The following is a 15,798-nucleotide window of genomic DNA, read 5'->3' on the forward strand; positions in this document are numbered from 1 at the left end:
TTGTAGCAGAAAGAGGGGCGGTGAGAGCAACAGGCTGCCCATTCAGGCAGCCTGGAAATCGGTCAATCAGGATGCGGCAAGCGGAGTATAGCCGTTACGCTGCGCGCTCTTGATCCAGCTGTACGAGCCCATCACCGCGATCGCCGTCAGCAGGACATATTCAAGCGACATGGCGTAAACGCCTTGTACCGCGTAGATAACGACGCTAATCACGTCAATAAGTACCCACAGCAGCCAGTTTTCGACGAACTTACGCGTCATCAGCACCATGGCGGCAATCGACAACACCAGCATGGTGGAATCCCAGAACGGGAAGGCATCGGGCTGGAGGTCGGGCATCGCAACCTGCATACCGAAAGTTTGCAGCAGGGCAATCATGATACGAGTGAGCGTCGCGAACACCGGATCGATAAACAACGTCATCAGCACAATCGCCACCGCGCAGACGCCGCCCAGCGCCAGGGTTTGCTGACGGGAAAGCCAGCGTACCTTGAGCGCGGCCTCCTGCGCCTCGTTTTGCCGGCTCCACGCGTACCAGCCGTAAATGTTGGCTGCGAAAAAAAACACCTGCAGCAGCAGGCTGGCATAGAGCTGAATCTGGAAAAAAATGGCCGCAAACAGCGTGACGTTGATCAGGCCAAACAGATAGTTGATGATTTTTTCCCGGCTGGCGCACCAGATACACAACAGGCCGAATATGGTACCGATGGCTTCAATCCACGATAGCGCATAGCCGCCTTCGCCGAGAGGAATGTTGACCATCACATTGTTAATGCTAAAAAAGTCCATCACAAACCTCCTTGCTGGCTAGCGGAATAAATGGCGCGCAGCGCCAGGGTAATTTGCCGTTCTTCGCCCTGCTGGCACAGCGCTTCCTGCTGGACATAATCATTGATGCTGCTATCCAGACAACCGTTATGGGCAACAACCACGTTGAGTAATGAAGCCGTACGTAGCCCGCGCAGCGCGCCGATAGTCATCAGGGCGGCGCTCTCCATATCCGCCCCCAGAATGCCGCGCGCCGACCACTGCGCATCCAGTTCCGCCTCACGATCGGTATAGAAACTGTCATGGCTGCGCACCAGACCGCACGCGGCCGGGATATTCATCTGCCGCGCCTGCGCCATCAGTTCCCAGGTCAGCTGTGGGTCAGCGCAGGCCGGATAGCCCGCCGGCGCATAGGTTCGGCTGGTACCGTCATCCATCACCGCGGCGTGAGCGATAATCACGTCGCCGAGCGCAAGATTATCCTGCAGTGCCCCGCAGCTGCCGATACGAATCAGAGTGGTTACGCCGATCTGGCGCAGTTCTTCAATGGCGATCGCGGTGGAGGGGCCACCGATTCCGGTGGAGAGTACCAAAATCTCGACGCCCTGATACCAGCCGCGCGCGGCGCGAAACTCCCGGTTCTGACCGAGCGGCTGTGGATTATCAAGAAAATTGGCGATGCGGTCGACCCGCTGCGGGTCGCCCGGCAGCAGCGCGTACCGCGCGCCGGTCATCTCTTTGCTTAACTGGATATGGGGTTGCAGCGACATTCTCCCGCCTCCTTACTCTTGCGGTTATCCGATATCAGCCTCCTGCTTCAGTTTTTCAGGAGCTAACAACACAATGCGTTCACCATCGGTATCAATAATCTGTAGCGCTTTCAGGTCATGCAAAATACGGTTAATACTGCGGGTCGTCGCCGCGAATTCCTGGCTGAGATTTTGCTTATCCAGCAAGATTTCACTGGCGCCATCATTTTGATAACGCAGCCATAACGCCTGACATACCCGCTGATGCAGCGAGTAAAGATTGTCGCTGCTGGCCTTCTTCGACAGCTGGTAATACTGCTGGCTAAAAAAGCGCAGCATCCGCTGGTTAAAATGGTTATCTAACGCCAGCCAGCGGCAGAAATGTTCCTGCGACAGGCTCAGGAGCTGCACATGACCCACCGCCACCACCGAGCAGATGTAATGACGCGACTCAAAGATCTCGAGCTCGCCCAGCATGTCGCCTTTACGGTAACGGGCCTGGCGGTAGCGGCGCCCGTCTTCAGCCTCATAGAAAACGTCCACCTCACCGGCGATAATCAGCGAAAACCGCTGACACACGTCACCCTGCCGGCAGATAAAATCACCGCGCGGGATCTCTTCGAAGCGCCAGCGCTGCATGATCTCCAGAGGACAATATTTCAGTAATTCATAGAGCAGCGGATCGCTCACAATCTCGCTCAGCCCGGAAAGCCAGCTAACTGAAAAGTCAGGTTTTTTCATTGTGTCCATGTTATCTCGCTCCACGACGTTAAGGACAGGACGGCTGTCCTGGCAGGGGGGAATACGCCGGATAAAAGTGTTGCTCATCTCCCGCTTCCGTCTATCAGGCGAGACATCTGTCCCGCGATGGCGAAGAGTATATGTCCACGACCAAAGCGGATGGTAAAGTAACGGGATATCTTTGAGACGTGAGAACAAAATAATGGCAAAGAGCGCAGCAGCCCTGCACATCCTGGTTAAAGAAGAGAAGCTGGCGCAAGAGATCCTCGCCAAACTGGAACGTGGCGTAAGCTTCGATCATCTGGCAAAGCGCTATTCAAAGTGCCCCTCCGGGCGCAACGGCGGCGATCTCGGAGAGTTTAATCAAGGAGTCATGGTTGGGCCGTTCGATAAGGCAGTCTTCAGCTGCCCGCTGCTCAAACCTTACGGGCCGGTCAAAACCAAGTTTGGCTACCACATCATTAAGGTGCTGTATCGCCGCTAGCCCATGCTACTATTGCGCCCTGATTCATCCCCTATTCAATCAAGGTACGATCATGGCAAAAACGGCAGCAGCACTGCATATCCTGGTTAAAGAAGAGCAGCTGGCACTGGATCTTCTGGAGCAAATTAAAAACGGCGCCGATTTCGGTAAACTGGCGAAGAAGCACTCGATCTGCCCGTCAGGCAAACGCGGCGGCGATTTAGGTGAATTCCGCCAGGGCCAGATGGTGCCGGCGTTTGATAAAGTCGTCTTCTCCTGCCCGGAGCTGGAGCCCACCGGCCCGCTGCACACCCAGTTTGGTTATCACATCATCAAAGTGCTGTACCGGAAATAAACAACAAGGCCTTCTCGCTGAGAAGGCCTTGAATGTTTGCTCCCTCTCCCTGTGGGAGAGGGCTGGGGTGAGGGTATCCCCCCACCACCGTCGTTTTTATTTACCCGGCAACCGCAATGCGTTTCATATCAGTCATGTAACCACGCAGTTTCTTACCAACCTGCTCGATAGCATGGCCGCGAATGGCTTCGTTCACGTCGCGCAGCTGAGCGTTGTCTACCGCGCCTTCGGCAATCGCTTTGCCCAAGTCGCCGGTCTGCAGGGTGGTCATGAACTCTTTCAGCAGCGGTACGCAAGCGTAAGAGAACAGGTAGTTACCGTATTCAGCGGTATCGGAGATAACCACGTTCATTTCGTACAGACGCTTACGAGCGATGGTGTTGGCGATCAGCGGCAGCTCGTGCAGTGATTCGTAGTAAGCAGACTCTTCGATGATGCCGGAATCCACCATGGTTTCGAACGCCAGCTCAACGCCCGCTTTCACCATCGCGATCATCAGAACGCCTTTATCGAAGTACTCCTGCTCGCCGATTTTACCTTCAAACTGCGGTGCGGTTTCGAACGCGGTTTTACCGGTTTCTTCACGCCAGGTCAGCAGTTTCTTATCGTCGTTGGCCCAGTCAGCCATCATGCCGGAGGAGAATTCACCGGAGATGATGTCATCCATATGCTTCTGGAACAGCGGCGCCATGATCGTTTTCAGCTGTTCGGACAGCGCGTAAGCACGCAGCTTAGCCGGGTTAGACAGGCGATCCATCATCAGGGTGATACCGCCCTGCTTCAGCGCTTCGGTGATGGTTTCCCAGCCGAACTGAATCAGTTTTTCAGCGTATGCCGGGTCGGTACCCTCTTCCACCAGCTTATCGAAGCACAGCAGAGAACCGGCCTGCAGCATACCGCAGAGGATGGTCTGCTCGCCCATCAGGTCAGATTTCACTTCCGCAACGAAGGAAGATTCCAGAACGCCCGCACGGTGACCGCCGGTCGCCGCAGCCCAGGCTTTAGCAATCGCCATGCCTTCGCCTTTCGGATCGTTTTCCGGGTGAACCGCGATCAGGGTCGGTACGCCGAAGCCGCGCTTGTACTCTTCACGCACTTCGGTACCCGGGCACTTCGGCGCCACCATCACGACGGTGATATCTTTACGGATCTGCTCGCCAACTTCCACGATGTTGAAGCCATGAGAGTAGCCCAGCGCCGCGCCGTCTTTCATCAGCGGCTGAACGGAACGCACAACGTCAGAGTGCTGTTTGTCCGGAGTCAGGTTGACCACCAGGTCAGCCTGCGGGATCAGCTCTTCGTAGGTACCTACTTTGAAGCCGTTTTCGGTCGCTTTACGCCATGAAGCGCGCTTTTCGGCAATCGCTTCTTTACGCAGCGCGTAGGAGATATCCAGACCGGAGTCGCGCATGTTCAGACCCTGGTTCAGGCCCTGAGCGCCACAGCCGACGATGACCACTTTTTTACCCTGAAGGTAGCTTGCGCCATCGGCGAATTCGTCGCGACCCATAAAGCGACATTTGCCCAGCTGCGCCAGCTGCTGGCGCAGGTTCAGTGTATTAAAGTAGTTAGCCATGGTGATACCTCGTGATGTTGTGCTGTCTTATTGTTCGGTTCGCTTGCCGTGTCTGTGCAAGAGAGAATGAACTTACTATATGACAGGAAATTTATTGCGGAAATTGATATATTCACAACGTCACGTTGCAATTTCTGCAATGTAAAATTGTGGAGTGCCGCCGGTGGACTTACGCGATCTAAAAACCTTCCTGCATCTGGCGGAAAGCCGCCATTTTGGCCGCAGCGCGCGAGCGATGCACGTCAGCCCCTCCACGCTTTCCCGGCAGATTCAGCGCCTGGAAGAAGACCTTGGGCAGCCGCTGTTTGTCCGCGATAACCGCACGGTAACGCTTACCGAAGCGGGAGAAGAGCTCCGCACCTTTGCCCAGCAGACGCTGTTGCAGTATCAGCAGCTGCGCCACGCTATCGATCAGCAAGGTCCGTCGCTGTCGGGCGAACTGCATATCTTCTGTTCGGTGACCGCCGCCTACAGTCATCTGCCGCCGATTCTCGATCGTTTCCGCGCCGAACATCCCTCGGTGGAAATAAAGCTCACCACCGGCGATGCCGCCGATGCGATGGAGAAAGTGGTCACGGGTGAGGCCGATCTGGCGATTGCCGGGAAACCCGAGACGCTGCCTGGCGCGGTGGCGTTTTCTATGCTGGAGAATCTGGCGGTGGTGCTGATCGCCCCGGCGCTGCCTTGTCCGGTTCGCAACCAGGTCTCGGTGGAGAAACCCGACTGGGCAACGGTACCCTTCATTATGGCCGATCAAGGGCCCGTGCGCCGCCGCATTGAGCTGTGGTTTCGCCGCCATAAAATCAGTAATCCGTCGATTTACGCTACGGTGGGCGGACATGAAGCCATGGTTTCTATGGTGGCGCTGGGCTGCGGCGTCGCGCTGCTGCCGGAAGTGGTACTGGAAAATAGCCCGGAACCAGTACGCAATCGCGTAATGATTCTGGAGCGCAGCGACGAGAAGACCCCTTTTGAACTCGGCGTCTGCGCGCCAAAAAAGCGGCTGCATGAGCCGCTGATTAATGCATTCTGGAATTTGCTGCCTGGCCACTAGTGCCGGATGCCTGAACCGGCCTACAACCCGATCGTAGGCCAGATAAGCGCTGCGCAGCCTAACCTGCGAGGAAGAACCTGAACGCTGGATTATTGCTCTCGTCGTGACAATCGTAGCCCAGCTCATGCAAGCGGGTTTCAAAATCAGGCTCGTGATCGCCCAGTTCGAATGCCGCCAGCACGCGGCCATAATCGGTACCGTGGCTGCGATAATGGAACAGAGAAATGTTCCAGTGGGTGCCAAGGGTATGCAGGAACTTCAGCAGGGCACCGGGGGATTCCGGAAACTCGAAGCTGAACAAACGTTCCTGCAGCGGCTGCGACGGACGCCCGCCCACCATATAGCGCACGTGAAGCTTAGCCATTTCATCGTCAGAGAGATCCACTACGCTGTAGCCGCCCTCGTGCAGCAGGTTGAGGATCTCTTTCCGCTCTTCCAGACCACGGCTCAGGCGCACGCCGACAAAAATGCAGGCATTTTTCGCATCGGCGAAGCGATAGTTAAATTCGGTGACCGAACGGCCGCCCAGCAGCTGGCAGAACTTGAGGAAGCTACCCTTCTCTTCCGGAATGGTGACCGCCAGCAGCGCTTCACGCTGTTCCCCCAGCTCGCAGCGTTCGGAAACGTAGCGCAGGCCGTGGAAGTTGACGTTCGCGCCGGAAAGCACGTGCGCCAGGCGTTCGCCGCGAATATTATGCTGAGCGATATATTTTTTCATCCCCGCCAGCGCCAGCGCCCCGGAAGGTTCAGCCACCGCGCGTACGTCCTCAAACAGGTCTTTCATCGCCGCGCAGATGGCATCGCTATCGACAGTAACGATGTCGTCGAGATACTCCTGACACAGACGGAAAGTCTCATCGCCGATACGTTTAACCGCTACGCCTTCGGCAAAGAGCCCGACGCGGGGTAAATCAACCGGATGACCCGCATCCAGCGCGGCTTTCAGACAGGCAGAATCCTCGGCCTCAACCGCAATGACCTTAATCTGCGGCATCAGCTGTTTGATCAGCACCGCCACGCCCGCCGCAAGACCGCCGCCGCCGACCGGGACAAATACGCGATCGATATGGGCATCCTGCTGCAGCAGCTCCAGCGCCAGCGTACCCTGCCCGGCAATCACCATCGGGTGGTCGAAAGGCGGTACCCAGGTAAAGCCCTGCTGTTGCGCCAGCTCGATAGCTTTGGCCTTGGCTTCATCAAAGTTCGCGCCGTGCAGCAGCACTTCGCCGCCGAAGCCGCGCACCGCATCGACTTTGATATCCGCCGTGGCGGTTGGCATGACGATCAGCGCCTTCACGCCCAGGCGAGAAGCCGAGAAAGCCACGCCCTGCGCATGATTACCCGCCGAAGCGGTAATCACGCCATGCGATTTTTGCTCTTCCGTCAGCCCCGCCATCATCGCGTACGCCCCGCGCAGCTTAAAGCTGTGCACCGGCTGACGATCTTCACGCTTCACCAGCACAACGTTATCGAGGCGCGACGAGAGCTTTTCCATTTTTTGCAGCGGCGTGATCTGCGCGGCTTCATATACCGGCGCGCGCAGTACCGCTCTGAGGTATTCCGCCCCCTCGGGGGCGGCGGACAGGGGTTGCGACTCGGCCATCATTAACCCCCAAGTTTCGATTTATCACGCACCGCGCCTTTGTCGGCGCTGGTTGCCAGGCTGGCGTAGGCGCGAAGGGCAAAGGAAACCTGACGCTCACGATCTTTCGGCGTCCATGCTTTATCACCGCGCGCTTCCTGAGCTTCGCGGCGCGCCGCAATCTCGGCATCGCTCAGCTGCAGCTGAATACCGCGGTTCGGGATATCGATAGCAATCATGTCGCCATCTTCAATGATCGCGATATTGCCACCGCTGGCGGCTTCCGGAGAAACGTGGCCAATGGAAAGACCCGAGGTACCGCCGGAGAAGCGTCCATCGGTAATCAGCGCGCAGGCTTTACCCAGACCCATTGATTTCAGGAAGGTCGTCGGGTAGAGCATTTCCTGCATCCCCGGACCGCCTTTCGGCCCTTCGTAGCGAATAACCACCACGTCACCGGCGACAACCTTGCCGCCGAGGATTGCATCCACAGCCGCGTCCTGGCTTTCGTATACCTTAGCCGGGCCGGTAAATTTGAGGATGCTGTCGTCAACGCCAGCGGTTTTCACGATGCAGCCATTCTCGGCAAAGTTGCCGTACAGAACCGCCAGACCGCCGTCCTTGCTGTAAGCATGTTCCAGCGAGCGGATACAGCCTTCTGCGCGATCGTCATCCAGGGTATCCCAGCGGCAGTTCTGAGAGAAAGCCTGCGTTGTGCGGATACCCGCAGGGCCAGCGCGGAACATTTTTTTGACCGCTTCGTCCTGCGTGACGGTGATATCGTACTGCTCCAGCGTCTGCGGCAGGGACAAACCAAGCACGTTTTTCACGTCGCGGTTCAGCAGCCCGGCGCGATCCAGTTCGCCTAAAATGCCCAATACGCCGCCCGCGCGATGAACATCTTCCATATGATATTTCTGCGTACTTGGCGCGACCTTACACAGCTGCGGCACTTTACGGGAAAGTTTATCGATATCGCTCATGGTGAAGTCGATTTCCGCTTCCTGCGCCGCCGCCAGCAGATGCAGAACGGTATTGGTAGAGCCGCCCATGGCGATATCCAGCGTCATGGCGTTTTCAAACGCCGCCTTATTGGCGATATTACGCGGCAGCGCAGAGGCGTCGTCCTGCTCGTAGTAACGTTTAGTCAGCTCAACGATACGCGAGCCCGCATTGAGGAACAGCTGCTTGCGATCGGCGTGAGTCGCCAGCAGCGAGCCGTTACCCGGCTGCGACAGGCCCAGCGCTTCGGTCAGGCAGTTCATGGAGTTCGCGGTGAACATCCCTGAACAAGAGCCGCAGGTCGGGCAGGCGGAACGTTCAACCTGATCGCTCTGATCGTCGGAGACTTTCGGGTCAGCGCCCTGAATCATCGCATCGACCAGATCGAGTTTAATGATCTGATCGGACAGCTTGGTTTTCCCGGCTTCCATTGGGCCGCCGGAAACAAAAATTACCGGAATATTCAGGCGCAGAGACGCCATTAACATCCCCGGGGTGATTTTGTCGCAGTTGGAGATACAGACCATCGCATCAGCGCAGTGGGCATTAACCATGTACTCCACCGAGTCGGCGATCAGTTCGCGGGATGGCAGTGAATAAAGCATACCCCCGTGGCCCATGGCGATACCATCATCCACCGCAATGGTGTTGAATTCTTTGGCGACGCCGCCAGCGGCTTCGATTTGCTCAGCAACCAGTTTGCCGAGATCGCGCAGATGAACGTGGCCCGGCACGAACTGGGTGAAAGAGTTCACCACGGCGATAATCGGCTTACCAAAATCATCGTCGGTCATTCCAGTGGCGCGCCACAGCGCGCGGGCACCCGCCATATTACGGCCGTGAGTGGTTGTGGCGGAACGGTACTTAGGCATGCTTTAGTTACTCCCAGTTTCGGTGAAATGGGGCGTTGCGTGTCGCCCCATTTTTTATGCTTATTGATTAACCTGATCCAACCAGCCCCATTTATCCTCGGTTTCACCGGTGAAGAGGCCAAAGAATGCTTGCTGAATGCGCTTGGTGATCGGGCCGCAGCGGCCTTCGCCCACCTGAATACCATCAACGCTGCGTACTGGGGTGATCTCTGCGGCAGTCCCGGACATAAAGACTTCGTCAGCCAGGTACAGGGACTCGCGGGACAATACCTGCTCGCGGACTTCCAGGCCCAGGTCTTTCGCCAGCTTGATGATAGCGTCGCGGGTAATGCCCGGCAGCGCGGAAGAGGTGAACGGCGGAGTAAACAACACGCCATCTTTAACTTCAAACAGGTTTTCACCGGCGCCTTCAGAGATGTAGCCGTTCACGTCCAGCGCGATACCTTCCTGATAGCCATGGCGACGCGCTTCGCTGCCGACCAGCAGCGAAGAGAGATAGTTACCGCCGGCTTTGGCCGCGGTCGGAATGGTGTTTGGCGCCGCGCGATTCCAGGAAGAAACCATCGCATCGATCCCCTGATCCAGCGCTTCGGCACCCAGGTAGGCGCCCCACGGGAACGCCGCGATGATCACGTCAGTGTTATAGCCCGGAGGCGGGTTGACGCCCATGCCAACGTCGCCGACAAAGACTAACGGACGGATATAGGCGCTGGTCAGGCTGTTTTTACGAATAACTTCGCGACAGGCTTCCATCAGCTCATCGACGCTCTGAGAAACCGGGAAACGATAGATTTTGGCTGAGTCATGCAGACGCTGCATATGTTCACGGTGACGGAACACCACCGGTCCCTTGTGAGAGTCGTAGCAACGGATGCCTTCAAATACGGACGTCCCGTAGTGCAGCGCATGGGACATCACGTGAACCTTCGCCTCGCCCCACGGAACCATCTCGCCATTGAACCAAATGTAGTCAGCTTTTTTCGTCGTCATTATTCTTCCTTTGCGCTCAGGCGCGAATTTGTTGTGATGTAGGTTGCTGGATCTCGACGCAGGCGACGTCCACCAGTTTGCTTAATTGACTAAACAGTAATTCGACGGGCCGCTGGCTGGCAACGGTCAGTTCGATATTAATATTCCGGGCATCGGCGGCGGTTTCCATATTCATCGCGCAAATCTGGAACCCGCGATGGCGCACGACGCGCAGCACGCGTTCTAAGGTTTCAGGGTTAAAGCGAGCCTGCAAGGCGACCTGATGTTGCATCATGATAATTTCTCCAGCATTTCTGCATTACTGGCACCGGGCGGCACCAACGGCCAGACGTTCTCAAGTTCATCGATTGAGACATGAAGCAGGTAAGGCCCCTGGCTCGAAAGCATGGTGTCGAGTGCCGCTTCAACCTGGTCTTTACGGGTGATGTGTTGACCAGGGATGCCGAAGGCGCTGGCCAGAGTAAGAAAATCGGGGTTATCGGTAAGAGTGGTTTCGCTATAACGTTCCTGAAAAAACAGCTGCTGCCATTGTCGAACCATTCCTAAACGCTGGTTGTCCAGTAAGACTATCTTCAGCGGCAGCTGCTTGCGTTTTACGGTGCCCAGCTCCTGCACGTTCATCATGAAGGAGCCGTCACCGGAGATACAGATAACCGTATCATCGGGGCGGGCCACCTGCGCGCCTACTGCTGCCGGCAGGCCAAAGCCCATTGTCCCTAATCCGCTGGAAGTGATGAAATTCTCCGGACGCGTATAGGTCATATGCTGCGCTGACCACATCTGATGCTGGCCCACATCGGTGGTCACGACGCAATCTGCTGGTTTGCGCTCGGAAAGCTGCTTCAGCAGCAGCGGAGCATAGATGGCCTCGCCCGGATGATCGTAGCGCCAGGCGTGCTCGGCGCGCAGCTGCGCATTACGTTGACGCCAGGCATCAATAGACAGCGGCTGCTGCAGCGCGGGCAGCATTACATTCAAATCGCCGGTCAGGCCGATATGCGCCTGACGGAGCTTGTTCAGTTCAGCCGGATCGATATCCATATGGATAACTTTGGCGTGCGGGGCAAACGTATTCAGCTTGCCGGTGACGCGATCGTCAAAGCGGGCGCCTACCGCGATCAGTAGGTCACATTCCTGTACCGCCAGGTTGGCCGCCTTGGTGCCGTGCATCCCCAGCATCCCCAGATAGTAGGGATAATCCGCCGCCACCACCCCCAGTCCTTTCAGGGTGGCGGTCGCTGGCATTTGCGTGACGGTAAGAAATTCGCGCAGCGCCGGAACCGCCTGCGCCATCCCCACTCCGCCGCCAACGTATAACATCGGCTTCTGCGACTGAGTCAGCATCTGCAAAGCGTATTCGATATCCGCATATGGAAAATCAACGTCGTCGGCTACCATGGAAAAATGCGGATCGAGATCGCCCTGAGCCAGCTGGATGTCTTTTGGGATATCGACCAGCACGGGACCGGGGCGCCCGGAGTTTGCTACGTGGAAAGCTTCGGCAATGATGCGCGGCAGTTCTTCCAGCGACTGCACCAGGAAACTGTGCTTGGTGCAAGCCAGCGATAAACCGAGAACATCAACTTCCTGGAATGCGTCGGTGCCAATGAACGGGGCGGCAACCTGGCCGGTGATAGCAACAACGGGAACGGAATCAAGCAGCGCGTCGGCGAGGCCGGTGATCAGGTTGGTTGCGCCAGGCCCCGAAGTGGCGATACACACCCCGGTTTTGCCGGTAGCCCTGGCATAGCCGATAGCCGCCATAGCCGCGCCCTGTTCATGCCGGCACAATAGGTGTTCCACGCCGCCGTCATACAATGCATCGTAAACCGGCATAATTGCTCCACCCGGATAGCCAAAAACGGTATCGACTCCCTGTGCTCGCAAAGCATGTACTACCCACCGCGCCCCATTCATAGTTACTTCCCCGTCGTAGATCGAGAGAAACAGAATTTTATGCTACCAGCCATCGTCTGCTCCTCTTTTCTGTTTTTAAGTTATAAAAAAACCCCCGGACCTTTCGGTGCGGGGGTCTTAGTTCGTTAAGGCTTGTTTTTTAAGCCTTTCCTCGTCCAAGTGCAGCCCCGCACGGTGGGATAATAATCACCACCACGCTAATCACGACCAGGCTAATCACTCGTAGAAGGGCTGTCATTTTATGTTCTTTCTGGCTTCATGTTCGAAGGAATACCTAAAGAGTTACCACAGACATCACGTTAAACACAAGATTTTTTTATGACCGCATTTCTTACCTTGCTAACCATTTACGAAAAAACAATTGTTTTTAATAGAAAAAATATGAAATGAAAATATTTCAATTTGTGGCGTACTCCACAGCACTTTTTCTGTTCCTGACTGACAACCGTGTTTTGCGAGCCAGTATCCAAAGCGAGTGCAAAGTGGCAATGGGCCAAAAATTGGCTGGAAGCAAGCATGTAAAATTTAATATTGCCGAATTACTCGATAACAGATCCCCGACATAATCCTGGCTCTCAGGAGGTTTTATGTCACTCGCCATTGTTTACACCCGCGCCGCTCTCGGGATCGGCGCCCCGCTTATCACGGTTGAAGTTCATATCAGCAACGGACTCCCTGGCCTGACCATGGTAGGGCTGCCGGAAACAACGGTGAGAGAAGCGCGTGACCGGGTACGTAGTGCGATTATCAACAGCGGCTACGCTTATCCGGCGAAAAAAATCACCATTAATCTGGCTCCGGCCGATCTGCCAAAAGAAGGTGGAAGATATGATTTACCTATCGCTCTCGCGCTTCTGGTGGCCTCAGAGCAGCTAAATGCTACCAGGCTAAATCAATATGAGTTTGTCGGCGAGCTGGCGCTTACAGGCGCTCTGCGTGGCGTTCCTGGTGCCATATCCAGCGCCATGGAGGCAATAAAAGCGGGTCGGAAGATTGTTATCTCTAATGAGAATTCTCCGGAGGTAGGATTAATCGGCGGCAGTGACTGCCTTATCGCCACCGATCTCCAGGAAGTCTGCGCTTTTCTCGAAGGTCGCAATCCCCTCACTCCTCCACTCTTAGAAGGAGAGTATTCGGATGATACACCGGTTGACCTGCGTGATGTTATTGGCCAGCAGCAGGGGAAACGCGCGCTGGAAATTATCGCCGCAGGTGGCCACAACCTGCTGATGATAGGCCCGCCCGGCACCGGTAAAACGATGCTCGCCAGTCGATTACCGGGACTGCTACCGCCGTTGAGTAACCCGGAGGCGCTGGAAAGCGCGGCAATACATAGCCTGGTCGATTCCACGCGTGCGACGAAAAATTGGCGTCGCAGGCCCTTTCGCGCCCCGCATCATAGCGCCTCCCTGGCGGCCATGGTGGGTGGCGGCTCAATTCCGGCACCAGGAGAGATCTCGCTGGCCCATAATGGCGTCCTGTTTCTGGATGAGCTGCCTGAATTCGAACGCAGGGTACTGGATGCGTTACGAGAACCGATTGAGTCAGGGGTTATCCATATCTCTCGCACGCGCGCCAAAATTGATTATCCGGCCCGTTTCCAGCTTATTGCAGCGATGAACCCCAGCCCGACAGGGCACTATCAGGGCCAGCATAATCGCGCCTCGCCACAACAGACGCTACGCTACCTGGGCCGTTTATCCGGCCCGTTTCTCGACCGGTTCGATCTCTCTCTGGAGATCCCACTTCCGCCGCCGGGAGTACTCAGTCAGGGAACACACGAGGAGGAAAGTAGCGCCAGCGTGCGTCAACGTGTTCTGGCCGCACGCGAAAGACAGCTATCACGACAGAAAAAACTTAATGCGCATCTGGGAAATGATGAGATGAAAATCTGCTGCCGGCTTCATCAAGATGACGCTATCTGGCTGGAGCAGACGCTAACTCAGCTTGGACTTTCAATCCGCGCCTGGCAACGCCTGCTTAAAGTTTCCCGGACTATTGCGGATATTGAAGCCGTCGATTGCATCGAACGTCATCATCTGCAGGAGGCTCTCGGCTATAGGGCAATAGACAGAATGTTGAGCCATCTACAAAAAATGATGGCGTAAAAAAAGGGCTTACGCCCTTTTTCTTAATCATCGCTTTCTGTGTAATCTTCCGTACCTTCCACCTGCGGCTTGCCGCCGGACAGAGTATGGAAACGCTTCGGACGCTTAATGCGCGCCATGTACTTAATCCAGACGCGTTCTGCTTCCGTTGCGGGCTCACGTTCACCACGGCATACCGAAACAAACTGTTTTTCATCGTCGGTGACAGGCTCGCGTTTACCTAGTTCGAGTTCATTAAAGGCATAACCATGACGTTCCAGCAGTTGCGCCTCTTTGATGGTGAAATCTCCATGACGGGAAAACCCGCGCGGATAATTTTTATTGTCGAAAAAACGATTAGTTGTCGTAAAGCTTTCCGCCATCCTACACGCTCCTGATTCTTTGGCCGAGCTAATTATGGCGCGGAGTATTAGTTACGCTTGACAGAGCGTCAAACAAAACATTTAAATCATCACGACAAATAATTTTGCGGAGAAGAGTGTGGATACGGAATTGCTGAAGACTTTCCTTGAGGTGAGCAGAACTCGCCACTTTGGCCGAGCCGCAGAGGCGCTTTATCTGACGCAGTCAGCAGTTAGCTTTCGTATTCGTCAGCTGGAGAACCAGCTGGGGGTGAACCTTTTTACCCGTCATCGTAATAATATCCGTCTGACTTCAGCCGGAGAGAAACTGCTGCCCTACGCCGAAACCCTGATGAATACCTGGCAAGCTGCGCGCAAGGAGGTCGCGAATGCTTCCCGACATAATGAATTTTCGATCGGTGCCAGCGCTTCTCTCTGGGAATGTCTGCTTAACGGATGGCTGGGCAAGCTCTATACGGAGCCCTATAACCTCCAGTTTGAGGCGCGGATTGCGCAGCGCCAATCGCTGGTCAAACAGCTGCATGAACGCCAGCTTGATCTCTTGATCACGACAGAATCGCCGAAGATGGATGAACTAAGCAGCCAGTTACTGGGTAATTTTACATTAGCGCTTTATTGTTCATCACCGGCTAAGTACACGAATGAATTGAATTATTTACGCCTGGAATGGGGGCCGGATTTTCAACAAAATGAAGCCGGATTGATCGGAAATGATGATATTCCTCTGCTGACCACCAGTTCTGCCGAATTAGCGTACCAGCAACTCAGCGCCCTTAAGGGCTGTACATGGTTGCCCGTGCTCTGGGCGCAGGAGAAAAATAACCTGCATACGGTGACCGACAGTGCGACGCTTTCAAGACCCCTCTATGCAATTTGGCTACAAAACAGCGACAAACAAGCGCAGATTCGTGAGATCCTGAAGCACAATATATTGGGATAGACGCACTCCTCCAGGGACGGAGGAGGATCGGCGGGAAATTTAAAGCAAAAAAAATCCTTTGCCTGAGCAAAGGATTATTATATGGCAGGGGCGGAGAGACTCGAACTCGCGACACCCGGTTTTGGAGACCGGTGCTCTACCAACTGAGCTACGCCCCTAAATTTTCTTATCATTAAGCCTGCATTATCAGCAGGCTTAATTTTTTTAATAAGTGGCGGAACGGACGGGACTCGAACCCGCGACCCCCTGCGTGACAGGCAGGTATTCTAACCGACTGAACTACCGCTCCACCGAATACTTCTGTAACCACCGGATTAAT

16 protein-coding genes and 2 tRNA genes are annotated in these 15,798 nt (G+C 55.5%); 5 read left to right on the plus strand and 13 right to left on the minus strand.

The window, feature by feature from the left end:
- Positions 1-66: 66 nt before the first annotated feature.
- Genes pnuC through ACE3MN_RS25825 form a run of 3 tightly spaced genes read right to left on the minus strand, consistent with a single transcriptional unit; the run spans position 67 to position 2,267 of the window.
- Positions 67-789, minus strand: coding sequence for a nicotinamide riboside transporter PnuC (pnuC, locus tag ACE3MN_RS25815; protein ID WP_029669992.1), 723 nt, complete (start codon positions 787-789; stop codon positions 67-69).
- On the minus strand, positions 789-1,538 hold the full coding sequence (locus tag ACE3MN_RS25820; RefSeq protein ID WP_032711118.1) for a nucleoside phosphorylase: 750 nt from the start codon (positions 1,536-1,538) through the stop codon (positions 789-791). Before ACE3MN_RS25820 ends, pnuC begins: the two co-directional genes overlap by 1 nt.
- A 24-nt stretch (positions 1,539-1,562) precedes the next feature.
- Positions 1,563-2,267, minus strand: coding sequence for a Crp/Fnr family transcriptional regulator (locus tag ACE3MN_RS25825; protein WP_102650371.1), 705 nt, complete (start codon positions 2,265-2,267; stop codon positions 1,563-1,565).
- 193 nt (positions 2,268-2,460) lie between these two features.
- Here ACE3MN_RS25825 and ppiC (ACE3MN_RS25830) point away from each other — a divergent pair, with 193 nt between their 5' ends.
- Together ppiC (ACE3MN_RS25830) and ppiC (ACE3MN_RS25835) are read left to right on the plus strand one after the other, a co-directional pair.
- Positions 2,461-2,742 (plus strand): peptidylprolyl isomerase PpiC, encoded by a 282-nt coding sequence (gene ppiC, locus ACE3MN_RS25830; RefSeq protein WP_004127352.1) that lies wholly within the window; start codon positions 2,461-2,463, stop codon positions 2,740-2,742.
- A 52-nt stretch (positions 2,743-2,794) separates the two neighbouring features.
- Complete coding sequence (ppiC, locus tag ACE3MN_RS25835; RefSeq protein ID WP_004127351.1) at positions 2,795-3,076, plus strand: peptidylprolyl isomerase PpiC; 282 nt, start codon at positions 2,795-2,797, stop codon at positions 3,074-3,076.
- Between the two features lie 100 nt (positions 3,077-3,176).
- On the opposite strand, the gene ilvC is transcribed toward ppiC (ACE3MN_RS25835), so the two are convergent.
- Positions 3,177-4,652 (minus strand): ketol-acid reductoisomerase, encoded by a 1,476-nt coding sequence (ilvC, locus tag ACE3MN_RS25840; protein WP_004133304.1) that lies wholly within the window; start codon positions 4,650-4,652, stop codon positions 3,177-3,179.
- A gap of 163 nt (positions 4,653-4,815) precedes the next feature.
- Between ilvC and ilvY the strand changes: the two genes are divergently transcribed.
- A complete protein-coding gene (ilvY, locus tag ACE3MN_RS25845) occupies positions 4,816-5,706 on the plus strand; it encodes an HTH-type transcriptional activator IlvY (protein ID WP_024360641.1) in 891 nt (296 codons plus the stop codon).
- Positions 5,707-5,764: 58 nt separating this feature from the next.
- Here the strand turns inward: ilvY and ilvA are convergent, their stop codons facing one another.
- From ilvA to ilvL, 6 genes are all read right to left on the minus strand, one after another.
- Entirely contained in the window at positions 5,765-7,309 is a 1,545-nt protein-coding gene (gene ilvA / locus ACE3MN_RS25850) for a threonine ammonia-lyase, biosynthetic (protein WP_004133308.1), read from the minus strand.
- A gap of 2 nt (positions 7,310-7,311) precedes the next feature.
- The gene (gene ilvD, locus ACE3MN_RS25855) at positions 7,312-9,162 is read right to left on the minus strand and encodes a dihydroxy-acid dehydratase (protein WP_024360642.1); all 1,851 of its coding nucleotides are present in this window, start codon (positions 9,160-9,162) and stop codon (positions 7,312-7,314) included.
- 60 nt (positions 9,163-9,222) lie between these two features.
- A complete protein-coding gene (locus ACE3MN_RS25860; protein WP_004097473.1) occupies positions 9,223-10,152 on the minus strand; it encodes a branched-chain amino acid transaminase in 930 nt (309 codons plus the stop codon).
- Between the two features lie 16 nt (positions 10,153-10,168).
- The gene (ilvM, locus tag ACE3MN_RS25865) at positions 10,169-10,426 is read right to left on the minus strand and encodes an acetolactate synthase 2 small subunit (protein ID WP_004107599.1); all 258 of its coding nucleotides are present in this window, start codon (positions 10,424-10,426) and stop codon (positions 10,169-10,171) included.
- Complete coding sequence (gene ilvG / locus ACE3MN_RS25870; protein WP_024360643.1) at positions 10,423-12,069, minus strand: acetolactate synthase 2 catalytic subunit; 1,647 nt, start codon at positions 12,067-12,069, stop codon at positions 10,423-10,425. Before ilvG ends, ilvM begins: the two co-directional genes overlap by 4 nt.
- Before the next feature lie 139 nt (positions 12,070-12,208).
- The gene (ilvL, locus tag ACE3MN_RS25875) at positions 12,209-12,307 is read right to left on the minus strand and encodes an ilv operon leader peptide (RefSeq protein WP_001311244.1); all 99 of its coding nucleotides are present in this window, start codon (positions 12,305-12,307) and stop codon (positions 12,209-12,211) included.
- Between the two features lie 349 nt (positions 12,308-12,656).
- Here ilvL and ACE3MN_RS25880 point away from each other — a divergent pair, with 349 nt between their 5' ends.
- Entirely contained in the window at positions 12,657-14,177 is a 1,521-nt protein-coding gene (locus ACE3MN_RS25880) for a YifB family Mg chelatase-like AAA ATPase (RefSeq protein WP_102650361.1), read from the plus strand.
- 23 nt (positions 14,178-14,200) lie between these two features.
- Here ACE3MN_RS25880 and ACE3MN_RS25885 read toward each other — a convergent pair whose 3' ends face one another.
- Positions 14,201-14,539 (minus strand): DUF413 domain-containing protein, encoded by a 339-nt coding sequence (locus ACE3MN_RS25885; protein WP_004097464.1) that lies wholly within the window; start codon positions 14,537-14,539, stop codon positions 14,201-14,203.
- A 118-nt stretch (positions 14,540-14,657) separates the two neighbouring features.
- Here ACE3MN_RS25885 and hdfR point away from each other — a divergent pair, with 118 nt between their 5' ends.
- Positions 14,658-15,479, plus strand: coding sequence for an HTH-type transcriptional regulator HdfR (gene hdfR / locus ACE3MN_RS25890; protein WP_024360645.1), 822 nt, complete (start codon positions 14,658-14,660; stop codon positions 15,477-15,479).
- A gap of 82 nt (positions 15,480-15,561) precedes the next feature.
- Here hdfR and ACE3MN_RS25895 read toward each other — a convergent pair.
- Together ACE3MN_RS25895 and ACE3MN_RS25900 are read right to left on the minus strand one after the other, a co-directional pair.
- Positions 15,562-15,637: transfer RNA gene (locus ACE3MN_RS25895), tRNA-Trp, on the minus strand.
- 54 nt (positions 15,638-15,691) lie between these two features.
- A tRNA-Asp gene (locus ACE3MN_RS25900) sits at positions 15,692-15,768 on the minus strand.
- Between the last annotated feature and the right edge of the window lie 30 nt (positions 15,769-15,798).

This window comes from Klebsiella grimontii (genome assembly GCF_042137965.1).
In the GTDB taxonomy this organism is placed as follows: domain Bacteria; phylum Pseudomonadota; class Gammaproteobacteria; order Enterobacterales; family Enterobacteriaceae; genus Klebsiella; species Klebsiella grimontii.